Below are 26057 nucleotides of genomic sequence, written 5' to 3'. Positions count from 1 at the left end.
TCTATGCAGCGAATCTACGAGCCGGAAAACTTGATGGAAGGTGAGTTGCTGCAAGGCATGCTGGCCAGCGAGGGCATCGAGGCGCATCTGGTGGGCCGCGATTTAATCGGCGGGACCGGTGAACTGCCAATCTATGGCCTGCTGGGCTTGTCGGTGGATAACGACCAGGCCGAATATGCCCGCGAGCTGATCACCGCGTACAATGCCGCGCTGCCACTGCCGGGTGATGAACCGGACAGTTTTCCCGGCACGCTGGTCTGTTAGGCTGGCGTTCGTTTTATTGAGAGTCGTGTTGCCCCATGTGCGGACGTTATGCCCTGTTTCGCTGGAACCCCGCCTTCGCGGCCCTGCCTGGCTTCCCCGCCGATCAGCAGGCCCAGTGGAATATTTCTCCCAACGATTCGGTGCTGATGCTGCGTGCCGGCACAGACGCCCAGCGTGAGTTGGCGCGGGCGCGTTGGGGTTTGACGCCGCCGTGGCTGACCGATCTTTCCCGCACCCCGGCCCATGCCCGGGCCGAAACCGTTGCCGAACAACCGATGTTTCGCCAGGCCTTGCGCGAACGCCGTTGCCTGCTGCCGGCCAACGGTTTTTACGAATGGCGTGGCACGACCCGCAAGCGCCCGTATTGGCTGACGCCGGGGGAAGGCTCGACCTTGTTTTTTGCGGCGATCTGGGAAGCGTATCCGGTGCAGGAGCAGGTGTGGCTGAGCACGGCAGTGATCACGCAACCGGCGGCGAGTCAGCGTCGGCCGTTGATTCTGGATGAGGCAGGGCAGCAAGCATGGCTCGATCCCGAGACGCCGCTGCATGTATTGCAAGGGTTGCTGGCCAGTGAGCCCGCGGCGTTGCGCGAGCGGGTGTTGGCGAATCTGGTGAATGATCCGAAGCTCAATGGGCCGGAGTGTTTGACCCCGGGCTGACTCGGCGCTTGCGCTGACGCCATCGCGAGCAGGCTCACTCCCACATTTGGATCTCCAGTGAACACATTATTTATGAACAACAGAGATCCACTGTAGGAGTGAGCCTGCTCGCGATAAGGTCCGCAGGACCTTCCGGCGATTCCTAAACCTTGAACTGATTGATCAACCGCCGCTGCTGCTCAGCAAGCTTGGTCAAATCCGCACTGGCCGCGCTCGATTCATCCGCCCCGCCCGCCACTTCATTGGCCACTTGCCCGATGTTGATCACGTTCCGGTTGATGTCATCCGCCACCGCGCTCTGCTCTTCGGCCGCACTGGCAATCTGCGTGTTCATGTCATTGATCACCGACACCGCCTGAGTAATGGTCTCCAGCGCTTCAGCCGCTTTCGCCGCATGTTGCACGCTTTCGTCCGTACGGTTCTGGCTGTCCTCCATCACCCGCACCACATCGCGGGTGCCTTGTTGCAGCTGTTGGATCATGGTCTGGATTTCTTCCGTGGCCTTCTGGGTTTTCTGCGCCAGGTTGCGCACTTCATCGGCCACGACTGCAAAACCGCGGCCCTGTTCGCCCGCGCGGGCCGCTTCAATTGCCGCGTTCAAGGCCAGCAAGTTGGTCTGCTCGGCGATCCCGCGAATGGCGGTCAGGATCGCGTTGATGTTCTCGCTGTCCTTGGCCAGGGTCTGCACCACGCCGACAGCCTTGCCGATTTCAATTGCCAGGACGCCAATCGAATTCGACGTGTCGCGCACGATCTGCATGCCCTGGGCCGCTGCCTGATCGGCATGGCTGGCGGCTTGTGCGGCTTGGGTCGCGTTGCGTGCCACGTCCTGGGCGGTGGCGGTCATTTCATGCACCGCCGTGGCCACTTGATCGATCTCGGCCATTTGCTTTTGCACACCGATGTTGGTGCGGATGGCGATATCGGCGGTGTGTTCCGAAGAATCGCTGACGCTCTGCACCGAGGTCACGACCTGGGTGATCATCGCCTGTAGCTTGGCCAGGAACGTGTTGAAGCCTTTGGCAATCGAGCCCAGTTCATCAGCGCGGTCGCTGGTCAGGCGGCGCGTGAGGTCGCCTTCGCCTTTGGCGATATCGTCGAGCATCGCCACCATTTGCTTGAGCGGGCGGGCGATGCCGTGGCCCACCAGCCAGATCACCAGCAAGCCGATACCGGCGATCAACAAACCCACCATGGCCATGCCGAAGGTGTCGGATTTGCGTTGAACGTCCAGGTCGCCCTGCAGTTTTTGCAGGTCGGCCATCACGGCGTTCAGCGGCAGTTGCAGCATGAGGGTCCAGCGCGCATCGGTCTGGCCGATGCCGAAGGGCAGGTACAACTCGATCCGGCCCTGGGCCTTGTCGACGGTGTAGGTCACTTCGCCGCGCTTGAGGTTGGCCATGTTGGCGATCTGCTTGCTGTCGAGGATGTCGCTGACCTTCTCGCCGAATTTGCTCGGGTCCTTGGTGTAGGCAACGATCCGGCCGTTACCGCCGATCAGCGCCATTTCCCCTGCGCCGCTGTACAGTTTCTGATTCGCCCCCAGCAACATTTCCTGGATGAAGTTCACCGACAGGTCGGCGCCGACGATGCCCTGGAAGGCTCCGTTGAGCATGATCGGTTCAATAAACGAGGCGAGCATGACGATCTTGTCGCCGACCTTGTAGGGCGCCGGATCGATCACGCAGGATTTTTTTGTTTCCTTCGAGCACAGGTAGTACTCGCTGGCGCGCACGCCGGTGGACAGGGTTTTCTGGTCGTCGACGTCCACCAGTTTGTCCAGGCCCAGGGTGCCGTCCTCGTTGCGGAACCACCACGGCAGGAAGCGCCCGTTGCTGGCGTCGATGCCGACCACCTTGGTGTCGACGTAGGCCGCATCGTTGTGGTCGAGCGCGTCTTTTTCCCAGCCTATATAGGTGCCGAGAATTTTCGGGTTCTTGACCACGTTTTCCTTGATCAGGCTGATCAACTGCTCCCGGCTCAGGCTCAAGGTCGGCTGACCATCGGCGCCCGGCGTACCGATCAGCGCGTTGACCCGCACCAGGCCGCCGGCGATCAGTAGCGGCGCTTCGAGTTCGCGCTGGATCTGGCTGACCTGGGTTTGCGCCAGAGAGGTCAGGCGCTGCTCGATGACTTGCTCGAATTGCGCCTGGGTCCGCTCCTGGACCATGTCTTGCGTCCGGGCGCCGGAAAACAGTGCGTACAGCACCAGCGCGGCGACTACGCTAAGAACGATGGCGCCGGCGAGGGCCGCCACGGAAAACTGGATCGACTTGAATTTCATGGGTGCTCCGCACGCAAGAGAACGTCTGCGGTGGTGTATCGGCAGAGGGGCGGAGGGCCATGAGCGGAGTTGGGCGATATGGCTGTTTTGGAGCGTTGGATGTCGCAAATGGATCATTGCGGGCCGGTGTCGGCCATGGCGGGCGTCGTTATGTGAATTTTTTCCTACGGCAATGAGAGCTTTATCTGAAATGAGCGTCTACACGTCAGTTGTATCTGGTGTGGATACAGTTCCCCGCCTAGGATACGCACCATGTTTTCAGGGAGTTTTTTGATGAACAAGACATTGGTTGTGTGTGCGCTGAGCGCAGGTTTGCTGCTGGCCGGTTGTCAGTCGGTCAATACCACCAGCGGTGGGGCCGTGGGCGTTGAGCGTAAGCAGTACATGTTCAGCATGTTGTCCACCGACGAAGTCAACCAGATGTACGCCCAGTCTTACCAAAAGACTGTTGGAGAGGCGAGCACCAAAGGCGTGCTGGACAAGACCAGTAACGACGCCAAACGCGTCCAGCTGATTGCCGATCGGCTGATTGCCCAGGCGCCCGTTTTCCGTCCGGATTCGGCCCAGTGGAAATGGGAAGTCAACCTGATCAAGAGCGACGAGCTCAACGCCAACTGCGGGCCTGGCGGCAAGATCATTTTCTACACGGGGTTGATCGACAAACTGCAACTCACCGACGATGAAATCGCCGCGATCATGGGCCATGAAATCGCCCATGCCCTGCGCGAGCACGGTCGTGAAGCGATGTCCAAGGCATACGGCGTGGAGATGGCCAAGCAGGGCGCAGGTGCGTTGCTCGGCCTTGGGCAGGACAGCCTCGCCCTGGCGGACACCGTGGCGAAATACGGCATGACCTTGCCCAACAGTCGTGGCAATGAAAACGAGGCGGACCTGATCGGCCTCGAACTGGCGGCCCGTGCCGGTTACAACCCGAATGCCGCGATCACCCTGTGGAACAAGATGAGCAAGGCCTCGGAAGGCGCGCCCCCCGAGTTCTTGAGCACTCACCCGGCTTCTTCCAGCCGGATTGCTTCGTTGCAGGCGGCGATTCCCAAGGTGATGCCGTTGTACGAGAAAGCGCCGAGATCCTGATGAAGAAAGGCGCTCTTGTTGGACAGGAGCGCCTTTATTTACTTACTTGTCTGACTTCGTGAAGTGATCCTTCATCCGGGCATTCACGTCACGCATTAAATAATCAATGAATATGTAATTGCCGTTCGGGTTGTAATCATATTTTTCCCCGAATACGGCAAAGAATTCGCACTCAAACTCGAAATACTTCGAGTCCTTCTTTTCGAAGGTAATCCTGAATGGATTCCCTGCACCATCCGAAATGGTGAAGTGAGACGCCACGCCTTTTGGAGGAAAAGTCCAGTAATAGCTTTCTGATGAATCACTGCCGTACTCGTTGGAGGTGGACATGTAGCCTCCGTCGTTCTGAAAAAGTAATTCAGCTCTCTCAATGGACTCCAATTCTTTCAGACCATTTTCAGTTCGGCCACTTAAGCGAATACGCACGCGTTTTCGATTAATTGGATCCACTGTGGCCGTATAGACACATGCGTCGCTGTAGGGCGTGTAGGGAATAATTACACCTTCGAGTTCAGGCTTTGGGGTGTTCATGGCTACGATCCTTGTGTTCGGAGCGAGATCAGGGAGCCATGAATATAAGTCTCGTGTTTGATTGCCAATAGCTGTCAACTCTGACAGCTATTGGCGATGGACTTTTGATAGCGGGTATCTATAAGTTGGAGCCGGGAGCTATCAGATCAAACCCACCCACTGCTCTGCATCGCCTTGTACACCGCCACAATCGCCAGGACAAAGAACGCCGAAGCCGCCAGGCGACGGATCAGGGTGAGCGGCAATTTGTCCGCGGCAAAGTTACCGGCCAACACCACCGGCACGTTGGCAATCAGCATCCCGGCGGTGGTGCCGATGATCACCAGCCACAAATCCGGGTATTGCGCGGCGAGCATCACCGTGGCGACCTGGGTTTTGTCGCCCATTTCCGCCAGGAAAAACGCAATCAGCGTGGTCAGGAACGGCCCGAACTTGCGGGCGGTGCTGGCTTCATCGTCGTCCATCTTGTCCGGCACCAGGGTCCACAGTGCGGTCGCGGCGAAGCTCGCCGCCAGGATCCAGTGCAACACCGCATCCGAGAAGAAACTGCCGAACCAGGCACCTACCGCGCCGGCTGCCGCGTGGTTGGCCAGGGTCGCGGCGACGATGCCGGCGATGATCGGCCAGGGTTTGCGAAAGCGAGCAGCGAGAATAAGCGCGAGCAGTTGCGTCTTGTCGCCGATTTCGGCCAAGGCAACGATTGCTGTGGGAACGAGCAGAGAGTCCAACATCATCAGGGTTTTCCTAAGGGGCGGGTCGACACGGCTATGACACGTACAGCCTTCCCGCCCCGGGTAAGGTGTTCGTGTCATAGGTCTTGTCAAACCCTGCGATCCGTCTGATGCGGACGCTTGGGTCGCATACGCCATGGTCTGTTGACCAAGTATGTTGACGTATGCCGGACGAGCATGGCGCTCGTGGGAGACTACTCCCCTAGGACGGAGCGGATTCTGCCTAGGCGAAACCCGTTAGGCAAGCACTTATTTGTCAGCCTCTTTTGGCCCGATAAATTCTGAAACCCTGTCCCTCGGCCTTGATCGCACACACGCCCAAGTGCTCTTCGATCAGCGGCTGGTACTTCAGGAAGCTGTTGGCGACCAGTCGCAGTTCGCCGCCGTTTTTCAGATGTTTGGCTGCTTTTCGTAGCAAGTTTTCGGTGGCGAAGTAGTCCGTGTGGACGCCGACATGGAACGGAGGATTGCTCAGAATTGCACTTAAACCCATCGGTGCCGCGTCGATACCGTCACCGGTAATCACGTCGGCTTCAAGGCCATTGGCAGCCAGCGTCAAACGACTGCTGGCGGCAGCGAATGCGTCGACGTCGAGCAATGTCACCTGATTGTGCGGATAACGACGCTTCACCGCAGCGCCCAACACACCGGCACCGCAACCGAAGTCGAGCAAGTGGCCGCTCGGCAACTTGTCCAGATGTTCCAGCAGCAGCGCGCTACCGCGATCCAGCCGACCGTGGCTGAACACGCCCGGCAGGCTGATGACTTTCAGCGGACCTTCGGCCAGCGGCAATTCATAGGTCTGGGCCAGGCTTTCCAGCGACTTGGCTGCTGGCGCGTTGGCCACGGTGACCAGCCAGAGCTGGCAATGCCGCGCGCTGTCGAGCTTGCGTGGCTTGCCGAACGGGTTCAGTTGCTTGGCTGCGCCTTCGATGCCGCTGCGTTTTTCACCCACCAGGTACAACTCGCGACCGGCCAGGCGCGAGGCGAGGGCGTTGAGGATGTAGTCGGTCAGGTCCTTGGACTTGGGCAAAAACACCACCGCGGTCTCGAACTCAGGCTCAGGTGCGTTCACGCCAAAATGGCTGCGCTCGGGGAAGCGTGCCTCCAGCGCCGCTTGATCGCCGGCATGCCAGCACCAGCCATGGGCGTCGGGCAGACGGCCCAGCAAGTCATCGGCGGGCAAACCGGCCAGCAGCACCGAACCCTGGAATAACTCGGCCTGACGAAGCAGTACTTCACTGCGCGGATCCATAACTGCTCCTGTGAAAAAAGTGCCGCAGTCTATCAACTGACAACCCGCAGCGCTTTACCGCTGAAGAAGCCCTGCGCGTTTTCAGTCAATTGACCGACGATCCGCTGCCGCGCCTCGCGACTGCCCCAGGCGTTGTGCGGCGTGACGATCAGCCGTGGAATGTCGTGGGCCAGCAAGGGATTGCCAGCGGTCGGTGGCTCGACGCTCAGCACATCGGTGGCCGCGCCGCCCAGATGACCCTTGCGCAACGCATCTGCCAGCGCCTGTTCATCGATCAAGCCACCGCGTGCGGTGTTGACCACGAAAGCGCCGGGTTTCATCGAGGCCAGCTCTCGGGCACCGATGAAGTGGCGGGTGTGTTCGTTGAGTGGGCAGTGCAGGGTCAGCGCGTCGATTTGCGGCAGCAGTTCATACAGCGGCAAGCGATCCGGCCGGGCAGGGCGCCCGGGAATCTGACCCAACAGCACGCGCATGCCGAACGCTTCGGCCAGCCGCGCGACCGCGCCACCCAGTTCGCCATGGCCGAGCAGACCGAGGGTTTTGCCCTCGAGTTCGACAATCGGGTAATCCAGCAGGCAGAACTGTTTCGCTTGCTGCCAGTGGCCTTCACCGACGGCTTTCTGATAGTCCGCCAGACGCGTGGCCAGGTTGAGCAGCAACATGATCGTGTGCTGTGCCACCGACGGCGTGCCGTAGCCCTGGCAGTTGCAGACCGTGATTCCGTGGGCGCGAGCGGCCGCGAGGTCGACGTTGTTGGTGCCGGTAGCGGTGATCAGGATCAGCTTCAGATCAGGGCTGGCGGCGATGGCGTTGGCGTCGACCGGGATCTTGTTGCTGATGGCCACGGTGGCGCCCTTGAGGCGTTCGATCACCTGCTCCGGCGTGGTTTGTGCGAACAGCTGCAAGTCGTCAAAGCAGTCGCGCAACGGGCTGAGATCGAGGTCGCCCAGGTCCAGCGAAGGGTGGTCGAGAAAAACGGCGCGGCGAGAGTTCGTCATCAACTGTACCTTTTGTGCAGTGAACTGAAGGCGTAATCTGCCGAGCCTACCAGATGAAACAAATGGTTACCCATTGCCAGGTCGGACGCTGAACCTGTGGGAGCGGGCTTGCTCGCGAAGAGGGCGTGTCAGTCGACATCTTTATTACCTGGCACGCCGCCTTCGCGAGCAAGCCCGCTCCCACAGGGGCGCCTATGAATTTCAATCAGACCAATCTGCCCCACAAAGGAGCCCCCATGTACTGGACAGAGTTCTTGACTGTTGCCCTGATTCACTTGCTCGCCGTCGCCAGCCCGGGCCCGGATTTCGCCGTGGTGGTGCGTGAAAGCGTGACTCACGGTCGTCGTGCCGGGACCTGGACAGCGCTGGGCGTCGGCACGGCGATTTTCCTGCACGTCGGTTATTCGTTGCTCGGCATCGGCCTGATCGTGTCGCAGTCGATCGTGCTGTTCAACGCCTTGAAATGGGCCGCGGCCGCGTATTTGCTGTACATCGGCTACAAGGCCCTGCGCGCGCAACCGGCCAAAGCGGTCGACGACGGCCTGCACAAAGAGGCCGGCGAACGCACGGCTCGCGGTGCCTTCACCTCAGGTTTCGTGACCAACGGTCTGAACCCGAAAGCCACGCTGTTCTTCCTGTCATTGTTCACCGTGGTGATCAACCCGCACACGCCACTGGCGGTACAGGCGGGCTACGGGCTCTATCTCGCGGCGGCGACGGCCGTGTGGTTCTGTCTGGTGGCGCGGCTGTTCAGTCAGCAGCGCGTGCGCGCCGGCTTTGCGCGGATGGGCCACTGGTTCGACCGGACCATGGGCGTGGTACTGATTGCCATCGGCGTGAAACTCGCCTTCACCGAGATGCATTGATCGCGCAAAACCTTTCGGATAACGAATTCCCGCAAATGCTGGCGCAAAGCTAGCATTTGTAAGGCTCTGCAAATCATTCCTTTGGCTGATTTGGCCGGCGTATAAGGGTTCTAGAGTGTTTACCTCTAAAAGCCAACACCGTGCAGTCAGAAAAGGGATTCTTATGTTGCAGACTCGCGTTATCCCCCCAGCCGAAGGCGCTTACCAGTATCCGCTGCTGATCAAGCGGCTGCTGATGTCCGGCGCTCGTTACGAAAAAACCCGCGAGATCATTTACCGAGACCAGGTGCGCTATAGCTATCCGACCCTGATCGAGCGGGTCGCGCGGCTGGCCAACGTGCTCACGCAAGCCGGGGTCAAGGCCGGCGATACCGTGGCGGTTATGGACTGGGATAGCCATCGGTATCTGGAATGCATGTTCGCCATCCCGATGATCGGCGCGGTGATTCACACCATCAATGTGCGCCTGTCACCGGAACAGATCCTCTACACCATGAACCACGCCGAGGACCGCTTCGTGCTGGTCAACAGCGAGTTCGTCGGGCTGTATCAGGCGATTGCCGGGCACCTGACCACGGTCGAGAAAACCCTCCTGCTGACCGACCTGCCGGAAAAAACCGCCGATTTGCCGAACCTGGTCGGCGAGTACGAGCAGTTGCTGGCGGCCGCGAGCACGCAGTACGACTTCCAGGATTTCGACGAAAACTCGGTCGCGACCACGTTCTACACCACGGGCACCACCGGCAACCCTAAAGGCGTGTACTTCACCCACCGGCAACTGGTGCTGCACACCATGGGCGTGTCGACCATCATGGGCGCCATCGACAGCGTGCGGCTGCTGGGCACCAACGACGTATACATGCCGATCACGCCGATGTTCCACGTGCATGCCTGGGGCTTGCCGTATGTGGCGACCATGCTCGGGCTCAAGCAGGTTTATCCCGGCCGTTACGACCCGGAATACCTGGTGGAGCTGTGGCGCAAGGAGAAGGTCACCTTTTCTCACTGCGTGCCGACCATCCTGCAGATGGTCCTCAATTCCAAGGCGGCGCAGAGCACGGATTTCGGCGGCTGGAAAATCGTCATCGGCGGCAGTGCGCTGAACCGTGCACTGTACGAAGCCGCCAAGGCCAAGGGCATTCAGCTGACCGCCGCTTACGGCATGTCGGAAACCGGGCCGTTGGTGTCCTGTGCCCACCTCAACGATGAGTTGATGGCCGGCACCGAAGACGAACGCACCACGTATCGCATCAAGGCCGGGGTACCGGGGCCTTTGGTGGAGGCGGCGATTGTCGACACCGACGGCAACTTCCTGCCCGCCGATGGCGAGACTCAGGGCGAACTGGTGCTGCGTGCGCCGTGGCTCACCGAGGGCTACTTCAACGAGCCGCAGAAGGGTGCCGAGCTCTGGGCTGGGGGTTGGCTGCACACCGGCGACGTGGCAACGCTGGACAGCATGGGCGTGATCGACATTCGTGATCGCATCAAAGACGTGATCAAGACCGGCGGCGAGTGGATCTCCTCCCTGGACCTCGAAGATCTGATCAGCCGTCACGTAGCGGTACGCGAAGTAGCAGTGGTGGGCATCGCCGATCCACAGTGGGGCGAGCGCCCGTTTGCGCTGCTGGTGATCCGCGAAGGGCATGAGATCGGGGCTAAAGAGCTCAAAGAGCACCTCAAGCCATTCGTGGAATTGGGCCACCTGAGCAAGTGGGCGATCCCGAGTCAGATCGCCCTTGTTACTGAAATTCCCAAGACCAGTGTCGGCAAGCTCGACAAGAAGCGTATCCGCCTCGACATCACTGAGTGGCAGGCCAACAACAGCACCTTCCTTTCGACGCTTTAAGCGCCCGCTGGCGTGCCCAAAAAGGCACGCCAGCCTCACCAAGCAAGCGCTTGGCTTGTGAAATCCGAATTTTCAGCCATCCTTGCCGTGCCGACAGGTGTCGGACTGGCGAAAGGACTGTTCCAGAGTGGCCGGCAGCTGCAAATCACACTTTAGAGGGATCAAGCAGTACTACCTGCTGGCTATAGTCCGCTCAAGGATTTTTAAGAACGCAAGCAAACGCACAAACGGGGCGATGCAATTTTGGAGTGACTTCGGGACGCTTTGGCTCCCCGTCATCCACAACGTTTTTAGAAGTGCTAACTGCCATAACAATAATGCACATGGAGTAGCGTCGATGACATCAGTAAACACGTTCTGGCGCCGGGCGAAATTGCCCCTGGCGGTCAGTCTCGCCTCTTCGCTCGCCGGGCCTGCATTCGGCGTCAGTTTCAACGTTGGTGAAATCGAAGGTCAGTTCGATTCGTCGCTCTCCCTGGGTATGAGCGTGTCGACCCAGTCGCCGAACAAGAACCTGATCGGCGTCAACAACGGTGGACACGGTCTGTCCCAGACCTCCGACGACGGCCACTTGAACTTCAAGAGCGGCCAAGCCTTTTCGAAGATCTTCAAGGGCATCCATGACCTTGAGCTGAAATACGGTGATACCGGCGTCTTTGTCCGGGGCAAATACTGGTACGACTTCGCGCTGCAAAACGAAGACCTGGAATTCAAAAACGTCAGCAATGACAACCGCAAGGAAGGCGCCAAGTCCTCCGGCGGGCAAATCCTCGACGCCTTCGTCTACCACAACTACTCCGTTGCCGATCAGCCGGGCTCCGTGCGTCTGGGCAAGCAGGTAGTGAGCTGGGGTGAAAGTACCTTCATCGGCGGCGGTATCAACTCGATCAACCCGATCGACGTGTCCGCGTTCCGTCGTCCGGGTGCCGAGATCAAGGAAGGCCTGATCCCGGTCAACATGTTCTATGTGTCCCAGAGCCTGACTGAAAACCTGTCGGCAGAAGCCTTTTACCAGCTGGAATGGGACCAGACCGTTGTCGATAACTGCGGCACGTTCTTCTCGCAGCCGGACATTGTTGCCGATGGTTGCGACAACAATCTGCGCGTGCTGAACAAGCGTTCGCAGATTCCAGCCGTTGCGTTGGGTCCATTGGCCGCCAACGGCGTCAATGTCAACGAGGAAGGTGTGCTGGTCCAGCGTGGCGGCGATCGTGATGCTCGCGACAGCGGCCAGTGGGGCGCGTCCCTCAAGTACATGTTCGAGCCGCTGGACACCGAGTTCGGTGCCTACTTCATGAACTACCACAGCCGTGCGCCGATCTTCAGCGCCACGGGTGCGCCGCAGTCGGTCTATAACACCGCGGCGTCTCTGCCAGGTCCGTTCGCCGCACTCGCGCCACTGCTGGTGGCAGGTAACTCGAAATACTTCATCGAATACCCTGAAGACATCCGCCTCTACGGTTTGAGCTTCTCCACCACCCTGCCTACCGGTACGGCATGGAGCGGTGAGATCAGCTACCGTCCGAATGCACCGGTGCAGCTCAACTCCACCGACATTCTGTTCGCCGGTGTACGTCCTCTGGGCGGCGCTCTGGGCAATGCTTCGCTGCTCTCTGCCGGCCCGGGTCAAGACCTGCACGGCTATCGCCGTAAAGAAGTGACCCAGTTCCAGACTACCCTGACGCACTTCTTTGATCAGGTGATGGGTGCTAGCCGTCTGACCCTGGTGGGCGAAGTGGGCGTGACTCACGTCGGCGGCCTGGAAAGCACTTCCGACGTTCGTTACGGCCGCGACCCGGTCTACGGCCCGGGTTCATTGCCAGCCACTGGCGCGGTGAATACCTGCGTGGCACTCAACACCAGCACCATCAACGGTGCCGGTCCGGGTACCGCGACCAACAACCGCAGCCGCAACTGCAACAGCGACGGCTTCACCACGGCGACTTCGTGGGGCTACCGCGGTCGCGCCATCTGGGAATACAACGACGTGTTCGCCGGTGTGAACCTCAAGCCGAACGTGGCCTGGTCCCACGACGTCGACGGTTACTCGCCTGGCCCTGGCGGCAACTTCGAAGAAGGTCGCAAAGCGGTGAGCCTGGGCGTCGATGCCGAATACCAGAACACCTACACCGCTAGCCTGGCGTACACCAACTTCTTCGACGGCAAGTACACCACCGTAGATGATCGCGACTTCGTTGCGCTCAGCGTCGGCGTGAACTTCTAAGCACTGTTTTTTCAGGACGAACACACATATGAAAATAACAAAGAGTCTGTTCCACGCTGGAGTTCTGGGGCTTTCGCTGCTGGCGACCAGCGTCATGGCAGCAGTGCCTGCCGCCGAAGCGGACAAACTGGGCAAGAGCCTGACGCCGATGGGCGCCGAAATGGCGGGCAACGCTGACGGTTCGATCCCGGCCTGGAAACCGATGGCGAAAAACGCTGGCACCGTCGACGGCAAAGGCTTCCTGTCTGACCCGTTCGCCAGTGAAAAACCGCTGTTCACCATCACTGCGCAGAACGTCGACCAATACAAGGACAAACTCGCTCCGGGCCAGTACGCGATGTTCAAGCGCTACCCGGAAACCTTCAAGATGCCGGTTTACCCGTCCCATCGCGGCGCGACCGTGCCGGATGCCGTGTTTGCCTCCATCAAGAAAAACGCCACCTCCACTAACCTGGTGTCCGGCGGCAACGGTCTGGAGAACTTCGAAACCGCCGTACCGTTCCCGATTCCAAAGACCGGCGTTGAAGTCATCTGGAACCACATCACCCGCTATCGCGGTGGCAGCGTGACCCGTCTGGTGACCCAGGCCACGCCGCAACCGAACGGCTCGTACAGCCTGGTGTACTTCCAGGATCAGTTCGTGTTCCGCGACAAGATGAAGGACTACGATCCGGCAAACCCTGGCAACATCCTGTTCTACTTCAAGCAGAAAGTGACCGCGCCAGCACGTCTGGCCGGTGGCGTACTGCTGGTGCACGAAACCCTCGACCAGGTTAAAGAGCCACGTTCGGCGTGGGTCTACAACGCCGGTCAACGCCGCGTGCGTCGTGCGCCACAAGTGTCCTATGACGGGCCGGGTACTGCGGCTGACGGCCTGCGTACCTCCGACAACCTGGACATGTACAACGGTGCGCCGGATCGCTACGACTGGAAACTCGAAGGCAAGAAAGAGATGTACATCGCCTCCGACAGTTACAAACTCGATTCGCCGCAATTGAAGTACGACGACATCATCAAGGCCGGTCACATCAACCAGGATCTGGCTCGCTACGAGCTGCGCCGGGTCTGGCATGTGGTTGCCACCTTGAAAGAAGGTCAGCGTCACATCTACGCCAAACGTGACTTCTACATCGACGAAGACACCTGGCAAGCCGCGGTGATCGACCACTACGACGGCCGTAATCAACTGTGGCGTGTGGCGGAAGCTCACTCCCAGAACTACTACAACGTGCAAGTGCCGTGGTACACCCTGGAAACCTTGTACGACCTGCAATCGGGCCGTTACCTGGCACTGGGCATGAAAAACGAAGAGAAGTCGGCGTATGACTTCGGCTTCACTGCGACCACCAGCGATTTCACCCCCGCTGCGCTGCGTCAGGACGGGGTTCGTTAACCTGCACTGAACAGAGGCCGCACCCTCGAAAAACGCCCCGACTGGTTCGGGGCGTTTTTTTTTGCCCGGGGTTTGGCCCCTGAATCTCTGGTGCCGGTGATGGCCTCTTCGCGAGCAAGCCCGCTCCCACATTTGATCCCTCAGTGAGGATGAGATTTGTGGGCAATGGAGATCCAGTGTGGGAGCGGGCTTGCTCGCGAAGGGGGCGACACGGTCAGTCAGGAAAACTTCATCCCGAGTCCCGCAACTTCTGCTTGTATTCTTTTTGTAGCCATTTGTAGCAATAACCTTCATTCCCTCTTCGTTTACCGATAGTCTGCGGACATCTGCAACGCCGCCACCCGCAATTCAAACAAGAGCCGGCCATGACTGATCTGTCCCCACTCCCGGGCCCTGCAAGCGTTGCCGTCGCGGCATTGGACGGGCGCTTTTTTCGGCCCCCGTTGCCCGACGGCCATGTGCTGCGGCCTCGCCTGTGCGAGCGCCTGAGTGCAGGTCTCGGTGGCAGGCTGTTGCTGGTCAGCGCCCCCGCCGGCTTCGGCAAGAGCTCATTGGCGGTGGAGTTCTGCCAGGGGCTGCCGGCCCATTGGCACAGTCTGTGGTTGGGGTTGAGTCCTCGAGACAGCGATCCGGGCCGTTTCCTCGAGCGCTTGCTCGAAGGTCTTCAGGATTACTTTCCGACGCTCGGCAGTCAGGCTCTGGGCCTGTTGAAAATGCGTCAGCGCCATCAGCCCTTCGCCTTCGAAGAATGGCTGGACGGGTTGCTCGATGAACTGGCCAACCACCTTTCGCCGATGACACCCTTGCTGCTGGTGCTGGATGACTATCATCTGGCCCAGGGTCCGGTACTTGACCGCTGCCTGCAATTTTTCCTCAATCATTTACCTGATGGCTTGCTGGTCATGGTGACCAGTCGACAGCGTCCGGACTGGCACCTGGCGCGTCTGCGCTTGTCGCGACAACTGCTCGAGTTGCATGAGCAGGACCTTCGACTGACCCACGATGAAGCCCTCACGTTGCTCGACCGACACAGCAGTTCCTTGCGCGGCGAGGCACTGGAAAACCTGATCCAGCGCAGTGAAGGCTGGGTCGCCGGTCTGCGTTTCTGGTTGCTGGCGGCGTCCGAAGCCGGTACCGACGGTGCGTTGCCGCAGTCGCTGCACGGCGGGGAAGGGCTGATTCGCGATTATCTGCTCGAAGAAGTCATCGATTGCCTGCCCGCCGAAGTGCAGTCATTCCTTTACGACACCGCGCCTCAGGAGCGTTTTTGCAGCGAACTCTGCGACGCGGTCCGCGAGGCCCATGACAGTGCCGAAATCTTGCGTTTCCTTCAGGCGCACCAAGTGTTTCTGGTGCCACTGGACGAACACGGCCACTGGTATCGCTATCACCATTTGTTTTCCGACCTGTTGCGTACCCGGCCCACCGCCCAGTCGATCGTGCCGGCCGCCAGCCTGCATCTGCGCGCCTGTCGCTGGTTCAATGCGCAGGGGTTGCTCGATGAGGCGGTGGAGCAGGCGTTGCGCGCCGGACACCTGGACGTTGCGGCGAACCTGGTGCAAAACCTCTCTGAAGAACAACTGCTCGCCGAACAGAATGTCGGCATGTTGCTGCGCTGGAAAATGGACTTGCCCGACAGCCTGCTGATCAGCACACCGCGGCTGATTGTGCTCTATAGCTGGGCGTTGGGACTGGCCTGTCAACTGGACGCTGCCGAGGAGCTGGCGGCCCACTTGAGCCGCTTCCTGCCAGCCCCGTCGGCGACCGCGCAGAAGTCCATGCTGGCGCAATGGCTGGCCCTGAGCGGCATCATCGCCCGGGGGCGAGGCAATCGTGTGCTCACGCAACTTTATTGCACCGAAGCACTGGAGAGTCTGCCGGCCAAGCGCTACGGGCAACGGCTGATGTGCCTTTCAACCCTGTCCAACCTGGCGATCGCCGACGGAGACTTGTGGCGTGCGCGCAGCTTGAACCGGGAATCGCTGGAATTGGCGCAACGGGTCGGCAACCCGCTGTTCGAAGCGCTGGCCCATTACGACCGCGCACGGGTGTTGCAGGCGCGTGGGGAGATCCTGCGCTCACTGCAAGAAGTCCGTCAGGGCCTGCAACGTCTGCAAGGCTTATCTCCGCAGCGGCTCTACGCCGTGCGCGCACGCCTGACTTTGTACGAGGGCTTTTTGCTGGCCGTGCGCTTGCAGCCGCAAGCCGCGCGGGCACGCTTGCAAGCCGGCTTGAGTGAAGCCCGAGCCTGTCGCGATATCAGCGTGTTGATCGGCCACTGCGTGATCGCCCGGCTCGAAGGTAGCTGCGGCGAATTCGCCAAAGCCTTCGTCGAACTCGCCGAAGCTGAACGCCTGATGCACATCTGGGACGTGCCGCCGATCTACTACCTGGCGATGATCACTCTGGTCAAATGCGAACTCTGGCTGGCCCAGGGCCGAACCGATCTGGCCGAAGCCTGGCTGGCGCGACTGGGCCAGACCTACAACGGCGACCACGCGGCTGCGCCGCCGGAATTTCATCCACAACTGCCACTGCACATCGAATTGCAGCAAGCCTTGCTGGAGGTGATTCAAGGGCAGCCGATGCTGGCCGAGGGGCGTTTGAACGCGCTGCTTGAGCATGGGCAGAAATCGGGACGGCAAATGCTCAGCGTGATGGCGCTGACGCAGAAAATCACCCTGTTGCTGGCGGGCGGCCGTGAGCCTGAGGCCCGCAAGGCGCTGGCCCAGGCGCTGGAAGCGGCAACCGGTGGCGTCCTGCAACCGTTCGACGGATTGCTGGCCGAACACCCGGACTGGCTGCGCGGGCAACTTCAACTTTGCGCACCAACGGCCGTTTCCCAGAGCCTTGCAGAGAAGCTTCCGGCTGCGGCCATCCGCCCGGTTGTGGAGTCATCCCCGGTTGCCGAACAACTCAGCGCGCGTGAGCTGGCCGTTCTGCGCCTGATCGCCCAAGGTTGCTCGAACCAGGAAATCAGCGATCAATTGTTCATCTCGCTGCACACGGTCAAGACCCACGCCAGTCACATCAACAGCAAGCTTGGGGTTGAGCGGCGCACGCAGGCGGTGGCGCGGGCTAAAGAGTTTGGACTGTTGACCTAGCGTCACAACGCTTACACCGTTAACAAAAACGCCCCGATCAAGTCGGGGCGTTTTTGTTGGTGCGGGTGGCGCGACCGCTACGCCACCAGATCGTTGGCGCTAAAAGTGTTCACACCGACCAGCTGGATTTCGAAGTCGGCACCCACGTTGCCGCTGACATTACCCGACAGCACGTGATCGACGAATCGCAGCTGCCCGGCGCCTGTGAAATCCCCGGCACCGATGAAGGTAAAGCCGTTGACGCCATTGACCTGCAGATTGGCGTCGAACTGCGACAGATCAATCTTGTCGCCCTGCAAGGAGCTGAAGTCGGTAACGACGTCGCGGTTGCTACCTGTGCCCATGTCGCTGACGCTGCTGAACACAAACTTGTCGGCACCGGTGCCGCCGATGAGGGAATCCGCACCTGCGCCGCCGTTCAGAATGTTGTTGTCAGCATTACCGGTCAAGGTGTTGTTCAGGCTGTTACCGGTGAGGTTGAACGCACCGTTGCTCAGCAGCAGCACGTCCTCGACGTTCTGCAGATTGCTCAAGCCCAGGTCGATGACATGGTCCTGTGCGGTCGCGTCGAAGATCACGTAGAGCGAGTCTTTGCCCTCATTGGCGTTTTCCTGGACCAGCGCCAGTTCACCGGCCTGATCCACGGCGTAGTAATCGTCGCCCTGGCCACCGCTCATGGTGTCCAGCCCCAGGCCACCGTTGAGCTGGTTGCTGCCGTCGTTGCCGATCAGCACGTTGTTCTGGGCGTTGCCGACGCCGTTGATGTTGGCGGTGCCGGTGAGGGTCAGGTTTTCCAGGTTGGCGCCGAGCACGTAGGTGACCGAGGAGCGGACGGTGTCGATTTCGCCGGCCAGGGTGCTGGTTTCCACCACCACGTCGCCGCTGTTGTCGACGATGTAGGTGTCGTTGCCCGCACCGCCTGCCAGGTAGTCGCCACCCACGCTGCCGTCGATGAGGTTGTTGCCGGCATTGCCGAAGATCACGTTGTTCAAGGCGTTGCCGGTACCGTTGAGGTTGGCCGAGCCCTGCAGTATCAGGTATTCGAGGTTGGCGCCCAGGGTGTAGTCGATCGACGCATTGACGAAGTCGGTTTCCGAGGTCGAAGCGCCACGCTCGATGACCACGTCACCGACGTTGTCGACGTAGTAGGTGTCGTTGCCGGCGCCGCCGTCCAGAGTGTCCGCCCCGGTGCCGCCGTCGAGCACGTTGTTGTCGGTGTTGCCGGTCAAGGTGTTGTTCAGGCTGTTGCCGGTGAGGTTGAACGCGCCGGTCCCCAGCAGCAGGATATTTTCGACGTTCTGCAGATTGCTCGCGCCCAGGTTGATGGCATTGCCTTGATCCGCGTTGTAGACCACGTACAACGAGTCATTGCCTTCGCCGGCGTTTTCCTGGACCAGCGCCAGTTCACCGGTCTGGTCCACGGCGTAGTAATCGTCGCCTTTGCCGCCGCTCATGGTATCCAGCCCCAGGCCACCGTTGAGCTGGTTGCTGCCGTCGTTGCCGATCAGCACGTTGTTCTGGGCGTTGCCGACGCCGTTGATGTTGGCGGTGCCGGTGAGGGTCAGGTTCTCCAGGTTGGCGCCGAGCACATAGGTGACCGAGGAGCGCACGGTGTCGATTTCGCTGGCCAGGGTGCTGGTTTCCACCGCTACGTCGCCGCTGTTGTCGACGATGTAGGTGTCGTTGCCCGCGCCACCCGTCAGGGTGTCGGCCCCGGTGCCGCCGTCAAGCACGTTGTTGTCGGCGTTGCCAGTCAACGAGTTGTTCAGGCTGTTGCCGGTGAGGTTAAACGCACCATTGCTCAGCAGCAGCACGTCCTCGACGTTTTGCAGATTGCTCAGGCTCAGGTCAACGATATGGTCCTGTGCAGTCGCGTCGAAGATCACGTACAGCGCGTCTTTACCTTCGCCAGCGTTTTCCTGAACCAGCGCCAGTTCACCGACCTGGTCCACGGCGTAGTAATCGTCGCCCTGGCCACCGCTCATGGTGTCCAGACCCAGGCCACCGTTGAGCTGGTTGCTGCCGTCGTTGCCGGTCAGCACGTTGTTCTGGGCGTTGCCGACGCCGTTGATGTTGGCGGTGCCGGTGAGCGTCAGGTTCTCCAGGTTGGCGCCGAGCACGTAGGTGACCGAGGAGCGGACGGTGTCGATTTCGCCGGCCAGGGTGCTGGTTTCCACCACCACGTCGCCACTGTTGTCGACGATGTAGGTGTCGTTGCCCGCACCGCCAGCCAGGTAGTCGCCACCCACGCTGCCGTCGATGAGGTTGTTGCCGGCATTGCCGAAGATCACGTTGTTCAAGGCGTTGCCGGTACCGTTGAGGTTGGCCGAGCCCTGCAGTATCAGGTATTCGAGGTTGGCGCCCAGGGTGTAGTCGATCGACGCATTGACGAAGTCGGTTTCCGAGGTCGAAGCGCCACGCTCGATGACCACGTCACCGACGTTGTCGACGTAGTAGGTGTCGTTGCCCGCGCCACCCGTCAGGGTGTCGGCCCCGGTGCCGCCGTCAAGCACGTTGTTGTCGGCGTTGCCAGTCAACGAGTTGTTCAGGCTGTTGCCGGTGAGGTTAAACGCACCATTGCTCAGCAGCAGCACGTCCTCGACGTTTTGCAGATTGCTCAGGCTCAGGTCAACGATATGGTCCTGTGCAGTCGCGTCGAAGATCACGTACAGCGCGTCTTTACCTTCGCCAGCGTTTTCCTGAACCAGCGCCAGTTCACCGACCTGGTCCACGGCGTAGTAATCGTCGCCCTGGCCACCGCTCATGGTGTCCAGACCCAGGCCACCGTTGAGCTGGTTGCTGCCGTCGTTGCCGGTCAGCACGTTGTTCTGGGCGTTGCCGACGCCGTTGATGTTGGCGGTGCCGGTGAGGGTCAGGTTTTCCAGGTTGGCGCCGAGCACGTAGGTGACCGAGGAGCGGACGGTGTCGATTTCGCCGGCCAGGGTGCTGGTTTCCACCACCACGTCGCCGCTGTTGTCGACGATGTAGGTGTCGTTGCCCGCACCGCCTGCCAGGTAGTCGCCACCCACGCTGCCGTCGATGAGGTTGTTGCCGGCATTGCCGAAGATCACGTTGTTCAAGGCGTTGCCGGTACCGTTGAGGTTGGCCGAGCCCTGCAGTATCAGGTATTCGAGGTTGGCGCCCAGGGTGTAGTCGATCGACGCATTGACGAAGTCGGTTTCCGAGGTCGAAGCGCCACGCTCGATGACCACGTCACCGACGTTGTCGACGTAGTAGGTGTCGTTGCCGGCGCCGCCGTCCAGAGTGTCCGCCCCGGTGCCGCCGTCGAGCACGTTGTTGTCGGTGTTGCCGGTCAAGGTGTTGTTCAGGCTGTTGCCGGTGAGGTTGAACGCGCCGGTCCCCAGCAGCAGGATATTTTCGACGTTCTGCAGATTGCTCGCGCCCAGGTTGATGGCATTGCCTTGATCCGCGTTGTAGACCACGTACAACGAGTCATTGCCTTCGCCGGCGTTTTCCTGGACCAGCGCCAGTTCACCGGTCTGGTCCACGGCGTAGTAATCGTCGCCTTTGCCGCCGCTCATGGTATCCAGCCCCAGGCCACCGTTGAGCTGGTTGCTGCCGTCGTTGCCGATCAGCACGTTGTTCTGGGCGTTGCCGACGCCGTTGATGTTGGCGGTGCCGGTGAGGGTCAGGTTCTCCAGGTTGGCGCCGAGCACATAGGTGACCGAGGAGCGCACGGTGTCGATTTCGCTGGCCAGGGTGCTGGTTTCCACCGCTACGTCGCCGCTGTTGTCGACGATGTAGGTGTCGTTGCCCGCGCCACCCGTCAGGGTGTCGGCCCCGGTGCCGCCGTCAAGCACGTTGTTGTCGGCGTTGCCAGTCAACGAGTTGTTCAGGCTGTTGCCGGTGAGGTTAAACGCACCATTGCTCAGCAGCAGCACGTCCTCGACGTTTTGCAGATTGCTCAGGCTCAGGTCAACGATATGGTCCTGTGCAGTCGCGTCGAAGATCACGTACAGCGCGTCTTTACCTTCGCCAGCGTTTTCCTGAACCAGCGCCAGTTCACCGACCTGGTCCACGGCGTAGTAATCGTCGCCCTGGCCACCGCTCATGGTGTCCAGACCCAGGCCACCGTTGAGCTGGTTGCTGCCGTCGTTGCCGGTCAGCACGTTGTTCTGGGCGTTGCCGACGCCGTTGATGTTGGCGGTGCCGGTGAGCGTCAGGTTCTCCAGGTTGGCGCCGAGCACGTAGGTGACCGAGGAGCGGACGGTGTCGATTTCGCCGGCCAGGGTGCTGGTTTCCACCACCACGTCGCCGCTGTTGTCGACGATGTAGGTGTCGTTGCCCGCGCCGCCGGCCAGGTAGTCGCCACCCACGCCGCCGTCGATGAGGTTGTTGCCGGCATTGCCGAAGATCACGTTGTTCAAGGCGTTGCCGGTGCCGTTGAGATTGGCCGAGCCCAGCAGCGTCAGGTATTCGAGGTTGGCGCCCAGGGTGTAGTCGATCGTGGTGGCGACGGTGTCGATTTCCGAGGTCGAAGTGCCGCGCTCGATGACCACGTCACTGACGTTGTCGACGTAGTAGGTGTCGTTGCCGGCGCCGCCGTCCAGAGTGTCCGCCCCGGTGCCGCCGTCGAGCACGTTGTTGTCGGCGTTGCCGGTCAACGTGTTGTTCAGGATGTTGCCGGTGAGATTGAACGCACCGGTCCCCAGCAGCAGGATATTCTCGACGTTCTGCAGATTGCTCGCGCCCAGGTTGATGACGTTGCCTTGGTCCGCGTTATAGACCACGTACAGCGAGTCATTGCCTTCGCCGGCGTTTTCCTGGATCCGTGTCAGTTCCCCGACCTGGTCGAGCGCGTAGGCATCGTTGCCCTTGCCGCCGCTCATGGTGTCCAGACCCAGACCGCCATTAAGCTGGTTGTCGCCATCGTTGCCGATCAACACGTTGTTCCGGGCGTTGCCGACGCCGTTGATGTTGTCGGTGCCAGTCAGGGTCAGGTTTTCCAGGTTGGCACTCAGGGTGTAAGTGACCGAGGCGAAAACACTGTCGATCTCGAAATTTACTTCACTGGTTTCGCTGATGACATCGCCGACGTTGTCCACGATGTAGGTGTCGTCGCCGCGGCCGCCCGCCATGAAGTCGGCACCTGCGCCACCGTCCAGGATGTTGGCGCCATAGTTGCCGGTAATACGGTTGTTCAGAGCGTTGCCTGTACCGTTGAAGTCACCGACGCCTGTGATGTTCAGGTTTTCAACGTTGGCGCCCAGGGTGTAGCTGATCGTGGCGTTGATGGTGTCGATTTCCGACGCCAAAGTGCCCCGTTCGATCACCACGTCACCGACGTTGTCGACGTAGTAGGTGTCGTTGCCAGCACCTCCGTCCAGGGTGTCGGCACCGGTACCACCGTCCAGGGTGTTGTTGTCAGCGTTGCCGGTCAGGGCGTTGTTCAGGCTGTTGCCCGTCAGGCTGAATGCCCCGCTGCCCTGCAAAATGATGTTTTCGACGTTCTGCAGATTGCCGAGCAGGTCGACAGAGCTGCCGAAAAACCTCGGGTCGGCGGCGTTGTAGCCAATGTAGAGCGTGTCGGTCCCCTCGTTCGCATTTTCCTGAACAAGGGACAGTTCACCCACCTGGTCAATACCGTAGTCATCGTTACCCTTGCCACCGATCAGCGTGTCCCGCCCGGCGCCACCGTTGAGCTGGTTGTTGCCATCGTTGCCGATCAGCACGTTGTTCTGGGCGTTGCCGACGCCGTTGATGTTGGCGCTGCCGGTGAGGGTCAGGTTTTCCATGTTGGCGCCGAGCACGTAGGTGATCGAGGACCGGACGGTGTCGATTTCGCCGGCGATGGTGCTGGTTTCACTGGCGACATCGCCAATGTTATCGACGACATAGGTGTCGTTGCCCAAGCCGCCAGCCATGAAGTCGGCGCCCAGCCCTCCGTCTATCAGGTTGTCGCTGTTGTTGCCGATCATCCCGTTGTTCAAGGCGTTGCCGGTCACGCTGAACGCGCCGTTGCCCTGGATCAGGACGTCCTCGACGTTCTGCAGATTGCTCAAACCAAGGTCGACCACATAATCCTGCGCGGTCGCGTTGTAGATGACGTACAGCGAGTCTTTGCCTTCGCCGGCGTTTTCCTGGATCAACGCCAGTTCACCGGATTGATCGAGGATGTAACCGTCATCACCCTTGCCGCCGATCATCGTGTCCAGACCGCCACCACCGCTCAACTGGTTGTCGGCATCGTTGCCGGTCAGCACGTTGTTCTGGCTGTTGCCGAACGCGTTGATGGGGCCGGTGTTCGTGCCGACGAGTGTCAGGTTTTCCAGGTTGGAGCCCAGCGTGAATGTCACGGAGGAACGCACGGTGTCGATTTCACTGGCCAGGGTGCTGGTTTCCACCACTACGTCGCCGACATTGTCGACGAGGTAAGTGTCGTTACCCGTCCCGCCCGCCAGGTAATCGCCACCGGCGCCACCGTCGAGGATGTTGTCGCCGGCATTCCCGTGGATCAGGTTGTTCAGGATGTTGCCGGTGCCGTTGAGGTTGGCCGAGTCCAGCAGTGTCAGGTATTCGACATTGGCGCCCAGTGTGTAGTCGATCGATGCGGCGACGGTGTCGATCTCCGAGGTGGACGCGCCCCGTTCGATGACCACGTCCCCGACGTTGTCGACGTAGTAGGTGTCGTTGCCGGCGCCGCCGTCCAGGGTGTCTGCACCGGCCTTGCCGTTGAGAATGTTCGCGCTCGCGTTACCGGTCAGGAGGTTGTTCAGTTCGTTACCGGTCAGGTCGACCTGAGCATTGCCCACCAGTTGGCCGTTCTCGATATTGGCGCCCAGCGTGTACCCGATGGAGCTCTGGACCAGGTCGATGCCTTCACTGGCGGCTTCGACCACCGAGTCTGCAACGTCGTCCACGACATAGGTGTCGTTACCGAGCCCGCCGATCATCGTGTCGGCGCCAGCACCCCCATCAAGGGTGTCGTTGCCGAGTCCACCGTCAAGCGTGTTGGAGGACCCGTTGCCGCTCAGGGCGTTGTTCAGGTTGTTGCCGATCGCCGAAAAAGCGCCGGTGCCCAGCAGCAACACATTCTCGACGCTCTGCAGATTGCTCACGCGCAGATCGACGACATTGTCCTGGGCGGTTGCGTTGTAAATGACATACAGGGTGTCGTTGCCTTCGTTGGCGTTTTCCACGACCAGCGCCAACTCGCCCGCTTGATCCACCGCATAGGCATCGTTGCCCTGGCCCCCGATCATGGTGTCCAGCCCTACGCCACCATTTAACTGGTTGTCGCCATCATTGCCCGTGAGCACGTTGTTCTGCGTGTTACCAATGGCGTTGACACTGGCATTGCCGGTCAGGATGAGATTTTCCAGGTTGGCGCCGAGCATGAACGTCGCCGACGAGCGAACGGTATCGATTTCGCTGGCCAGTGTGCTGGTCTCGATGACGACGTCGTTCACATTGTCGACGATGTAGGTGTCGTTGCCGGCGCCACCAATCAGGGTGTCGACGCCCGTGTCGCCGTCGAGAACGTTGTTGCCGGCGTTACCGGTGATCACGTTGTTCGAGGCGTTGCCGGTACCGTTGAGGTTGCCGCTGGTGAGCAACGTGAGGTTTTCCACGTTGGGACTGAAGCCGAGGTTGTAGCTGACCGTGGAAAAAACCGAGTCAATTTCCGTGGCGGACGTACCGGTTTCAACGACCACGTCATTTGTGTTGTCGACGTAGTAAGTGTCTTTACCCGCGCCACCGTACATGGTGTCCGCGCCTTCGCGGCCATCTAGGACGTTGTCCAGGGCATTGCCTTTCAAAACGTCGTTGAACGTCGATCCAATGGCGTTTTCGATCTTCGTCCCGTAAGCAATCGCAAGGCCGCTATTGAAGGAGTAGGTTGTCCCGCTGGTGCTGTCTTCGAAGTAGGCACCGATGGAACTGAACGCGCCCTCGTTCAAATCAAGGTTGACCGAATTCAGCTGGTTGCTGGCGTCAATTGTATCGGTACCACCGGAATCCCAGATGGTTTCGAATACCTTCTGGTAGTACTCCCAGCGGTAGACGTTGTCACCGGATTGCCATTGGGTATTGGCCCCATACAGTGCCTGGATCGCGAGAATATCCAGGAGCATCGGCGTCGTAGGCTGATACGAGTAGTTATTGTTGTAACTCATCACGGTGAAGCGTACATCGTCCAGCGACGGGTCCAGGATCGTGGTGTTCAGCGAGTTGGGCGAGAAGGGGTGTTTAAGCCCGATGGCATGACCGATCTCGTGGATGTAGGTCATGTAATCGTATGAGCCATTGATAGCAAATTCATTGGCTGGGTCGCCGATCCAGACATCCCCGCCCTTGGGCGTATTGGACGGTGTGTAGGCCCAGGCAGCGGCCTGATCCTTCATCAGCGCATAGCCGCCAAAGCGCAGGTCTCCGACGTTCGTGATGTCGTCGGTGGTCTGTGTGAATTTGATATTGGCGACCGAACTCCAGCTGCTCAGCGCTCTGATAATGCCGCCACGCTGGTCCTGCGACAGTTGGTACATCGACAGGTATTCATTGTCGGCACTGTAATTGGTAGCAAAGTAGGAATTACTGCCCGAGATGAAGCTGTAGCTCAGGTTTGTCGGTCCGCCAACGGTCCAGTTGGAACCCAGCCAGTACGTTCCGGACAGCAGACTGTCGACGGGTTTGACGCCAGTCAGCAAAGAATAAAAACTTGGGGTAAAACCAGACGGAGAAGGCATGCGAAATTCCTGAGTGCGCTGCGGCCCTTCCTGAATGCGACCGCTACAAAAGTTCGATTTTGCAGGAGAAACGGAAAATTTGACATCATTGAGCCACTACTT

General features: G+C 60.1%; 14 protein-coding genes, 1 pseudogene and 1 riboswitch. Of the genes and pseudogenes, 8 read left to right on the top strand and 7 right to left on the bottom strand.

The annotated features are described in order from the left end of the window. Nucleotides 1-3 precede the first annotated feature (3 nt). Complete coding sequence (locus ACA068_RS24475) at nucleotides 4-264, top strand: putative signal transducing protein (RefSeq protein WP_010458208.1); 261 nt, start codon at nucleotides 4-6, stop codon at nucleotides 262-264. Nucleotides 265-299: 35 nt separating this feature from the next. Beyond that, entirely contained in the window at nucleotides 300-923 is a 624-nt protein-coding gene (locus tag ACA068_RS24470; protein WP_497305376.1) for an SOS response-associated peptidase, read from the top strand. Between the two features lie 142 nt (nucleotides 924-1065). Here ACA068_RS24470 and ACA068_RS24465 read toward each other — a convergent pair whose 3' ends face one another. Together ACA068_RS24465 and ACA068_RS24460 are read right to left on the bottom strand one after the other, a co-directional pair. After that, nucleotides 1066-1809 carry a methyl-accepting chemotaxis protein gene (locus tag ACA068_RS24465; RefSeq protein WP_370693218.1) on the bottom strand — a complete coding sequence of 248 codons (744 nt, stop codon included), beginning with the start codon at nucleotides 1807-1809 and terminating at the stop codon, nucleotides 1066-1068. A 111-nt stretch (nucleotides 1810-1920) separates the two neighbouring features. Beyond that, a pseudogene (locus ACA068_RS24460) lies at nucleotides 1921-2118 on the bottom strand (HAMP domain-containing protein); the annotation flags it as partial. Between the two features lie 1362 nt (nucleotides 2119-3480). Here ACA068_RS24460 and ACA068_RS24455 point away from each other — a divergent pair. Further along, the gene (locus ACA068_RS24455; protein ID WP_497305375.1) at nucleotides 3481-4299 is read left to right on the top strand and encodes a M48 family metallopeptidase; all 819 of its coding nucleotides are present in this window, start codon (nucleotides 3481-3483) and stop codon (nucleotides 4297-4299) included. Nucleotides 4300-4341: 42 nt separating this feature from the next. Here the strand turns inward: ACA068_RS24455 and ACA068_RS24450 are convergent, their stop codons facing one another. From ACA068_RS24450 to ACA068_RS24435, 4 genes are all read right to left on the bottom strand, one after another. Continuing rightward, complete coding sequence (locus ACA068_RS24450) at nucleotides 4342-4830, bottom strand: hypothetical protein (protein WP_497305374.1); 489 nt, start codon at nucleotides 4828-4830, stop codon at nucleotides 4342-4344. A gap of 146 nt (nucleotides 4831-4976) precedes the next feature. Continuing rightward, nucleotides 4977-5561, bottom strand: coding sequence for a TMEM165/GDT1 family protein (locus tag ACA068_RS24445; RefSeq protein ID WP_403107213.1), 585 nt, complete (start codon nucleotides 5559-5561; stop codon nucleotides 4977-4979). Between the two features lie 91 nt (nucleotides 5562-5652). Continuing rightward, nucleotides 5653-5777, bottom strand: a riboswitch (yybP-ykoY riboswitch). Between the two features lie 40 nt (nucleotides 5778-5817). Next, a complete protein-coding gene (locus ACA068_RS24440) occupies nucleotides 5818-6816 on the bottom strand; it encodes a methyltransferase (RefSeq protein WP_497305373.1) in 999 nt (332 codons plus the stop codon). 32 nt (nucleotides 6817-6848) lie between these two features. Next, nucleotides 6849-7814, bottom strand: coding sequence for a 2-hydroxyacid dehydrogenase (locus ACA068_RS24435; protein WP_497305371.1), 966 nt, complete (start codon nucleotides 7812-7814; stop codon nucleotides 6849-6851). A gap of 236 nt (nucleotides 7815-8050) precedes the next feature. Here ACA068_RS24435 and ACA068_RS24430 point away from each other — a divergent pair, with 236 nt between their 5' ends. The 5 genes from ACA068_RS24430 (at nucleotide 8051) to ACA068_RS24410 (ending at nucleotide 17247) form a co-directional block, all read left to right on the top strand. Further along, complete coding sequence (locus ACA068_RS24430; RefSeq protein ID WP_497305369.1) at nucleotides 8051-8680, top strand: LysE family translocator; 630 nt, start codon at nucleotides 8051-8053, stop codon at nucleotides 8678-8680. A 163-nt stretch (nucleotides 8681-8843) separates the two neighbouring features. Next, nucleotides 8844-10526: a fatty acid--CoA ligase gene (locus tag ACA068_RS24425; RefSeq protein WP_497305367.1), complete on the top strand. Its 1683-nt coding sequence runs from the start codon at nucleotides 8844-8846 to the stop codon at nucleotides 10524-10526. A gap of 337 nt (nucleotides 10527-10863) precedes the next feature. After that, nucleotides 10864-12750, top strand: coding sequence for a DUF1302 domain-containing protein (locus ACA068_RS24420; RefSeq protein ID WP_497305365.1), 1887 nt, complete (start codon nucleotides 10864-10866; stop codon nucleotides 12748-12750). 28 nt (nucleotides 12751-12778) lie between these two features. Beyond that, complete coding sequence (locus ACA068_RS24415) at nucleotides 12779-14143, top strand: DUF1329 domain-containing protein (protein WP_109634739.1); 1365 nt, start codon at nucleotides 12779-12781, stop codon at nucleotides 14141-14143. Between the two features lie 365 nt (nucleotides 14144-14508). Then, nucleotides 14509-17247 (top strand): winged helix-turn-helix domain-containing protein, encoded by a 2739-nt coding sequence (locus tag ACA068_RS24410; RefSeq protein WP_497305363.1) that lies wholly within the window; start codon nucleotides 14509-14511, stop codon nucleotides 17245-17247. Nucleotides 17248-17324: 77 nt separating this feature from the next. Here ACA068_RS24410 and ACA068_RS24405 read toward each other — a convergent pair whose 3' ends face one another. Continuing rightward, complete coding sequence (locus ACA068_RS24405; protein WP_497305361.1) at nucleotides 17325-25955, bottom strand: M10 family metallopeptidase C-terminal domain-containing protein; 8631 nt, start codon at nucleotides 25953-25955, stop codon at nucleotides 17325-17327. Nucleotides 25956-26057: the final 102 nt, after the last annotated feature.

This window comes from Pseudomonas sp. LBUM1660, from assembly GCF_059695935.1.
This window is presented reverse-complemented; position numbering and strand designations above follow the sequence as displayed.

Coding starts and splice junctions, on each gene's coding strand:
- ACA068_RS24415 (WP_109634739.1), top strand. CDS start 12,779: ATGAAAATAACAAAGAGTCTGTTCCACGCTGGAGTTCTGGGGCTTTCG.
- ACA068_RS24425 (WP_497305367.1), top strand. CDS start 8,844: ATGTTGCAGACTCGCGTTATCCCCCCAGCCGAAGGCGCTTACCAGTAT.
- ACA068_RS24450 (WP_497305374.1), bottom strand. CDS start 4,830: ATGAACACCCCAAAGCCTGAACTCGAAGGTGTAATTATTCCCTACACG.
- ACA068_RS24475 (WP_010458208.1), top strand. CDS start 4: ATGCAGCGAATCTACGAGCCGGAAAACTTGATGGAAGGTGAGTTGCTG.
- ACA068_RS24420 (WP_497305365.1), top strand. CDS start 10,864: ATGACATCAGTAAACACGTTCTGGCGCCGGGCGAAATTGCCCCTGGCG.
- ACA068_RS24470 (WP_497305376.1), top strand. CDS start 300: ATGTGCGGACGTTATGCCCTGTTTCGCTGGAACCCCGCCTTCGCGGCC.
- ACA068_RS24445 (WP_403107213.1), bottom strand. CDS start 5,561: ATGTTGGACTCTCTGCTCGTTCCCACAGCAATCGTTGCCTTGGCCGAA.
- ACA068_RS24410 (WP_497305363.1), top strand. CDS start 14,509: ATGACTGATCTGTCCCCACTCCCGGGCCCTGCAAGCGTTGCCGTCGCG.
- ACA068_RS24430 (WP_497305369.1), top strand. CDS start 8,051: ATGTACTGGACAGAGTTCTTGACTGTTGCCCTGATTCACTTGCTCGCC.
- ACA068_RS24440 (WP_497305373.1), bottom strand. CDS start 6,816: ATGGATCCGCGCAGTGAAGTACTGCTTCGTCAGGCCGAGTTATTCCAG.
- ACA068_RS24455 (WP_497305375.1), top strand. CDS start 3,481: ATGAACAAGACATTGGTTGTGTGTGCGCTGAGCGCAGGTTTGCTGCTG.
- ACA068_RS24405 (WP_497305361.1), bottom strand. CDS start 25,955: ATGCCTTCTCCGTCTGGTTTTACCCCAAGTTTTTATTCTTTGCTGACT.
- ACA068_RS24435 (WP_497305371.1), bottom strand. CDS start 7,814: ATGACGAACTCTCGCCGCGCCGTTTTTCTCGACCACCCTTCGCTGGAC.
- ACA068_RS24465 (WP_370693218.1), bottom strand. CDS start 1,809: ATGGCCGAGATCGATCAAGTGGCCACGGCGGTGCATGAAATGACCGCC.